This is a genomic window from Micromonospora sp. NPDC047740 (assembly GCF_043204735.1).
Lineage (GTDB): Bacteria > Actinomycetota > Actinomycetes > Mycobacteriales > Micromonosporaceae > Micromonospora.
Genome location: NZ_JBIDCT010000021.1, coordinates 133,411 through 139,410 on the forward strand (window position 1 = coordinate 133,411; position 6,000 = coordinate 139,410).

General features: G+C 70.7%; 3 protein-coding genes and 1 pseudogene. 3 read left to right on the forward strand and 1 reads right to left on the reverse strand.

Going from position 1 to position 6,000, the window contains the following annotated elements:
• The first annotated feature begins 181 nt into the window (after positions 1-181).
• Positions 182-1,285: a lytic polysaccharide monooxygenase gene (locus tag ACGF4F_RS31025; protein WP_393082840.1), complete on the forward strand. Its 1,104-nt coding sequence runs from the start codon at positions 182-184 to the stop codon at positions 1,283-1,285.
• A gap of 64 nt (positions 1,286-1,349) precedes the next feature.
• Here the strand turns inward: ACGF4F_RS31025 and asnB are convergent, their stop codons facing one another.
• Complete coding sequence (gene asnB / locus ACGF4F_RS31030; RefSeq protein ID WP_393082843.1) at positions 1,350-3,311, reverse strand: asparagine synthase (glutamine-hydrolyzing); 1,962 nt, start codon at positions 3,309-3,311, stop codon at positions 1,350-1,352.
• Positions 3,312-3,421: 110 nt separating this feature from the next.
• Here asnB and ACGF4F_RS31035 point away from each other — a divergent pair, with 110 nt between their 5' ends.
• Together ACGF4F_RS31035 and ACGF4F_RS31040 are read left to right on the forward strand one after the other, a co-directional pair.
• Positions 3,422-4,897 carry an aminopeptidase P family protein gene (locus ACGF4F_RS31035; RefSeq protein WP_393082846.1) on the forward strand — a complete coding sequence of 492 codons (1,476 nt, stop codon included), beginning with the start codon at positions 3,422-3,424 and terminating at the stop codon, positions 4,895-4,897.
• Positions 4,898-5,194: 297 nt separating this feature from the next.
• Positions 5,195-6,000, forward strand: a pseudogene (locus tag ACGF4F_RS31040) (hypothetical protein); the annotation flags it as partial.

Genomic DNA, 6,000 nt, shown 5'->3' on the forward strand with positions numbered 1-6,000 from the left:
CGGCCGCCGGGTCGAGCCGACGCGAGGGCACACCGGTCCGTGGCACGGACCGCAGGCGGTGTACGCCTCCCGACGGCCCCGGCCGCACTCCGACCGCCGGGCGTGGCACCGCGATCGTCACATCCGCTCGTCACAGCGGGGCGGACCGGTGCGGGTCCCGTCCCGCGAGTCAGGAGAACCCGTGCACCGATCCCGTACGGCCGCGCTGCTCACCGCGGCCACCACCCTGGCCCTGGGCGCCTTCGCCCTGGCCACCGGTTCCGACCCGGCCGCCGCGCACGGCGCGGCGATGACCCCGGGCGCCCGGACCTACCTGTGCTGGAAGGACGGCCTCACCCAGACCGGTGAGATCAGGCCCAACAACCCCGCCTGCGGGGCCGCGGTCGCCGAGAACGGGGCGAACTCGCTTTACAACTGGTTCAGCGTGCTGCGCTCCGACGCCGGCGGCCGGACCGTCGGCTTCATCCCCGACGGGAGGCTGTGCAGCGGCGGCAACCCCAACTTCAGCGGCTACGACCAGGCGCGCAACGACTGGCCGATCACCCACCTGACCGCCGGGCGGACGATGGAGTTCCGCTACAGCAACTGGGCCCACCACCCGGGCACCTTCTACTTCTATGTGACCAGGGACAGTTGGAGCCCGACCCGGCCGCTGGCCTGGAGCGACCTGGAGGAGCCGTTCCTGACGGTCACCAACCCGCCGCAGCGGGGCTCGGTGGGCACCAACGACGGGCACTACTACTTCACCGGCACCCTGCCGGCGAACAAGAGTGGCCGGCACATCATCTACTCACGCTGGGTCCGCTCGGACAGCCAGGAGAACTTCTTCGGCTGCTCCGACGTGACCTTCGACGGCGGCAACGGCGAGGTGACCGGGATCGGTTCGGGCGGCACGCCGTCACCCACCCCCACCACGCCGACGCCGACTCCGACCGGCCCGTCGCCGACGCCCACCACCAGCCCGACCATGCCGCCGCCGGGCGGCGACTGCATGGCGGTCTACCGGGTGGTCAACGCCTGGCCGGGCGGCTTCCAGGGCGAGGTCATGATCATGAACCACAGCTCCCGGACGTACGGCGGCTGGACGGCGAACTGGACCTGGGCCAACGATCAGGCCATCACCCAGTTGTGGAACGGCACGCCGAACACGAGCGGGGCGGCGGTGACGGTCACCAACGCCCCCTACAACGGCACCATCGCGCCGGAGGGCACCACCACGTTCGGCTTCACCGCCAACACCTCCGGCACCAACACCCTGCCCACCGTCACCTGCACCGGCCGGTGACCCGACCCGCGCAGTGAGGAAGGGCCCCCGGTTCGACCCGCGGGGCCCTTCCTTCCGACCTGGGTCAGCGGACCATGCTGCCGACGACGGGCTTGGTGAGCAGGGCCGACTGGTTGCGCTGGATGCCCGGGTCGAGGGTCTTGGCCACGAAGATGGCGTGCCAGATGCAGAAGATCAGCACGGTCCACACCTTGCGGGAGTGGTCCGCCTCCTCCCGCTTGTGCTCCTCCAGCAGCCGCATCGCGTACGACAGGTCGATCAGGTCGCCGGCGCCGGAGGTGGCCAGCACGTGCCGGGCCCACTCGTACATCTCGCCGCGCAGCCAGACCCGGGTCGGGGTCGGGAAGCCGAGCTTCTTGCGGTTGACGATGGCCGGCGGGACGACGCCCTGCAGCGCCTGGCGCATGGCGTACTTGGTGGCCTCGGAGCGGGGCGGGAGCTTCAGGTCGACCGGGATGCCGGCCGCCACGTTGAAGACCTCCCGGTCCAGGAAGGGCACCCGCACCTCCAGCGAGTGCGCCATCGAGATCCGGTCGGCCTTGACCAGGATGTCCCCGCGCAGCCAGGTGTAGAGGTCGACGTACTGCATCTTGGTGACGTCGTCCAGCTCGGTGCACTCGGCGTAGATCGGCGCGGTGACGTCGGTGTAGCGGACCGAGGGGTCGTAGCGACGCAGCAGGTGCTGCTTCTCCTCCTCGGTGAACATCCGGGCGTTGCCGTAGTAGCGATGTTCGATCGGGGTGGTGCCGCGCTCCAGGAAGCTCTTGCCCTTGACGCCCTGCGGGATCGCCTTCGACACCGCCCGCAGGCCCTTCTGCACCCCGCCCGGCAGGCCGTTGACCGTGCTGAGCGACAGCGGCTCGCGGTAGATGGTGTATCCGCCGAAGAACTCGTCCGCGCCCTCGCCGGAGAGCACCACGGTGACGTGCTCGGCGGCCTTCTTCGCCACGAAGTAGAGCGGCACCAGCGCCGGGTCGGCCACCGGGTCGTCCAGGTGCCAGACGATCCTGGGCAGCGCCTCGATCATGTCCTGCGGCCCGATCTTGGTCGGGATGGTGGTCACGTCGAGGTGCCGGGCCGAGTCCTGGGCGACGTCGATCTCGGAGTAGCCGGGCACGTCGTACCCGACGGTGAAGGTGAGGATGTTCGGGTTGAACTCCCGGGCCAGGGCGACCACCGCGGTGGAGTCGATGCCGCTGGAGAGGAAGGAGCCGACCGGCACGTCCGAGCGCATGTGCATCCGGACGCTCTCCCGCAGCGTCTCCCGGATCTCGTGGTAGAGCTTCTGCTCGTCGGCCACCGGCGCCGGCCGGAACACCGGCCGGTACCACCGGCGCACCTCGATCCGGCCGCCCGGCGTCCAGGTCAGGTACTCCCCCGACCCGATCCGGCTGATCCCCTTGTGCAGGGTGCCCGGCTCCGGCACGTACTGCAGGGTCAGGTAGTGGCTCAGGTTGGCCGTGTCGATCCCGGCGTCGCCCTGGTACGCCGACTGCGCGAACGGCAGCAGCGCCTTCTTCTCCGAGGCGAGGTAGAGCCCGTCCTGGGTCTCCAGGTAGTGCAGCGGCTTGATGCCGAAGTAGTCCCGGGCGCCGAACGCCCGCCGCTCCTGCCGGTCCCAGATCACGAAGGCGAACATGCCGCGCAACTTCGTGAGCACCTGCTCGCCCCAGTAGTGGTAGCCGGCGACGATCACCTCACCGTCGCCGTTGGTGGCGAACTGGGCGCCGAAGTCCCGGATCAACTCGTCCCGCAGCTCGATGTAGTTGTAGATCTCACCGTTGAAGGTGAGCAGGTAACGGCCGTTCGCGTAGGGCAGTGGCTCGTGGCTGAGGGCCACGTCGATGATCGCCAGGCGCTTGTGCGCGAACACCCCGTCCGCGTAGCGGCCGGAGGCGTCGCCCACCACCTCGACCCCGGTCTCGTCCGGGCCGCGGTGGTGCAGGCACTCCAGTGCGCTTGCGATGTGGTCGCGGTGGGCGGCGGCGTCACCGCGCGCGCTGAAGAAGGCCAGGAGTCCGCACATGATGGCCATCTTTCCACGCGCCCGGAGCGGCCGTCCCGGCACCGCAGGCTCTCCCCGCTCCCGTGCGCGCGGTACCGTCTGCACCAGCGACGAGGCGGAGGAGGCGGATCATGGCCGAGGAGCGGACCCAGCAGGGTAAGCCGGCGGACGGCACCGAATCACACGACCCGGACTTCCCGGAGGCGTTCCTGGCGTTCATGCGGCAGGGCTGGCGGGACAGCGAACTACCGGTCGGCCCCCGCCCCGAGGTGCCCAACTACGCCAAGCGGCGGGCCGCGCTCGCCGCGGCCTTCCCCGGCGAGACGCTGGTCATCCCCACCGGCAACGAGAAGGTACGCGCCAACGACACCGACCACCCGTTCCGGGCGGGCAGCGACTTCGCGTACCTGACCGGCGACCTCGAACCGGACAGCGTGCTGGTGCTGCGCCCGAGCGGCGACGCCACCCTGTACATGCGGCCCCGGTCGTCGCGGGCGACCGACGAATTCTTCCGCAGCCGCAACGGCGAGCTCTGGGTGGGCCGGCGGCCCACGCTGCACGAGAGGTCGACCGAGCTGGGCCTGCCCACCGCCGACCTGACCGAGCTGGACGCGGCCCTGGCCGACCTGGCGCCGGGGCGTACCCGGGTGCTGCGCGGCTTCGACACCCGGGTGGACGCGGCGGTGCGCCCGTACGACGGGGCCCGGGTCGAGGGGCAGCCGGGCCGCGACCGGGAGCTGGCGATCGCCATCTCGGAGCTGAAGCTGGTCAAGGACGAGTGGGAGATCGCGCAGCTGCAGGAGGCGTGCGACGCCACCGTGCGCGGGTTCGAGGACGTGGCCCGGGCGCTGCCGGCCGACCGGGGTGTCTCGGAGCGGCTGCTGGAGGGCATCTTCGCGCTGCGCGCCCGGCACGACGGCAATGACGTCGGGTACGGCTCGATCGTCGGTGCCGGGGAGCACGCCACGATCCTGCACTGGGTGCACAACCACGGCGCCACCCGGCCGGGCGAGCTGCTGCTGATGGACATGGGCGTGGAGAACCGCAACCTCTACACGGCGGACGTGACCCGGGTGCTGCCGGTCAACGGCCGGTTCACTCCGCTCCAGCGCCAGGTCTACGACGCGGTCTACGCCGCCCAGCAGGCCGGCATCGAGGTGATCAAGCCGGGCGTGGCGTTCCGGGACGTGCACCTGACCGCCATGCGGGTCCTGGCCGAGGCGCTGAAGGACCTCGGCCTGCTGCCGGTGAGCGTGGACGAGGCGATGGACCCGTCCTCGACGGTCTACCGCCGCTGGACCCTGCACGGCACCAGCCACATGCTCGGCATCGACGTCCACGACTGCGCCAACGCCCGGAAGGAGATGTACCGGGACGGTCCGCTCGGCGAGGGCTACGTGCTCACCGTCGAGCCGGGGCTGTACTTCCAGCCGGAGGACGAGCTGGTCCCCGAGGAGCTGCGCGGCATCGGCGTGCGGATCGAGGACGACATCCTGGTCACCGCCGACGGCGCGGTGAACCTCTCGGCCGGGCTGCCGCGCCGCTCGGACGAGGTGGAGACGTGGCTGGCCGAGCAGCGCGAGGCCGGTCCGCGCCTGCCGGGCTGATCCCGGCCGGACGACCCTGACGGCGGGCCCACCGCCGACGGCTGCGACGTTTTCGTCGTTGTGCCGCCGGTGGTGGGGCCCGCCGCTGTTTGCGCTGCGCGGCACCCTCGTCACCGGCACATGCCGAACGGTGTCCGCCGCCTGCCGTGAGGCGAATGTGGGGTTTTTTCAGATACGTCCGCCTCGTGAGGATCCTTCTCATACGGTGTGGATCAGAGGCTACAACCGGTTTGTAGCTGGTCGCCCTGCCAGGGGCGGTGCGACCCCTTTGTGTAACCGAAAGGGCGGAAGGCTCTGATGTCCAACGACGTAACGACTTCCGACGGCGGGGCCCCATCGACCCCGCCCACGAGCAGGCGGCGGGCGATCTGGGTCGCCACCGGCGTGGCCGGGCTGACCGGCGTCGTCGGGCTGGCGGCGCTGGGTGGCCTCGCCGCTCGTGACGACAAGTCCGACGACGCGCAGCGCGTCGCGGAGAACCACGCGGCCGCGCCGCAGAATGCGAGCGACGCCGGCAAGGGTGGCGAGAAGGAGGCCCACGAGGAGCAGAACCGGGCGGACGAGAACGGCCGGGACGGCAAGGAGCGGGGCGAGCGCGGTGAGGAGCGTGACGAGCACGGCCGCCGGGTGCGGGAGGTGCCCTGCCGCGACGAGAAGCTGGTCGAGGCCATCGACCTGGCCAACCGGGATCACGGTGGCACGTTGAAGCTGGCCAAGGACTGCGTCTACGAGCTCGACTTCGCCGACAAGAAGTCCGGCACGGCCCTGCCCACGATCCGGCAGGACATCACCATCAAGGGCAACGACGCCACCATCAAGCGCGACTCCGAGGACGCCTTCCGGCTCTTCCGGGTCGCTGACGGCGGCGAACTGACCCTGAAGGACCTCACCCTCAAGGACGGCAACGCCGCCGAGTTCAAGTACGGTGCCGCGCCGATGACGCCGGGATCAGGCTCGCCGGGCGGATCGGATTCGCAGGCGGCGCCGTCGATCCCGGGGCAGGAGAAGAAGGAAGAGAAGAAGGAGGGCGAGGCGGACGGTGGCGCAATCCTGGTCGAGCGGGGCGGTAGCGCGCACCTGGAGAAGGTGGAGCTGACCCGTAA

Coding starts and splice junctions, on each gene's coding strand:
- asnB (WP_393082843.1), bottom strand. CDS start 3,311: ATGTGCGGACTCCTGGCCTTCTTCAGCGCGCGCGGTGACGCCGCCGCC.
- ACGF4F_RS31035 (WP_393082846.1), top strand. CDS start 3,422: ATGGCCGAGGAGCGGACCCAGCAGGGTAAGCCGGCGGACGGCACCGAA.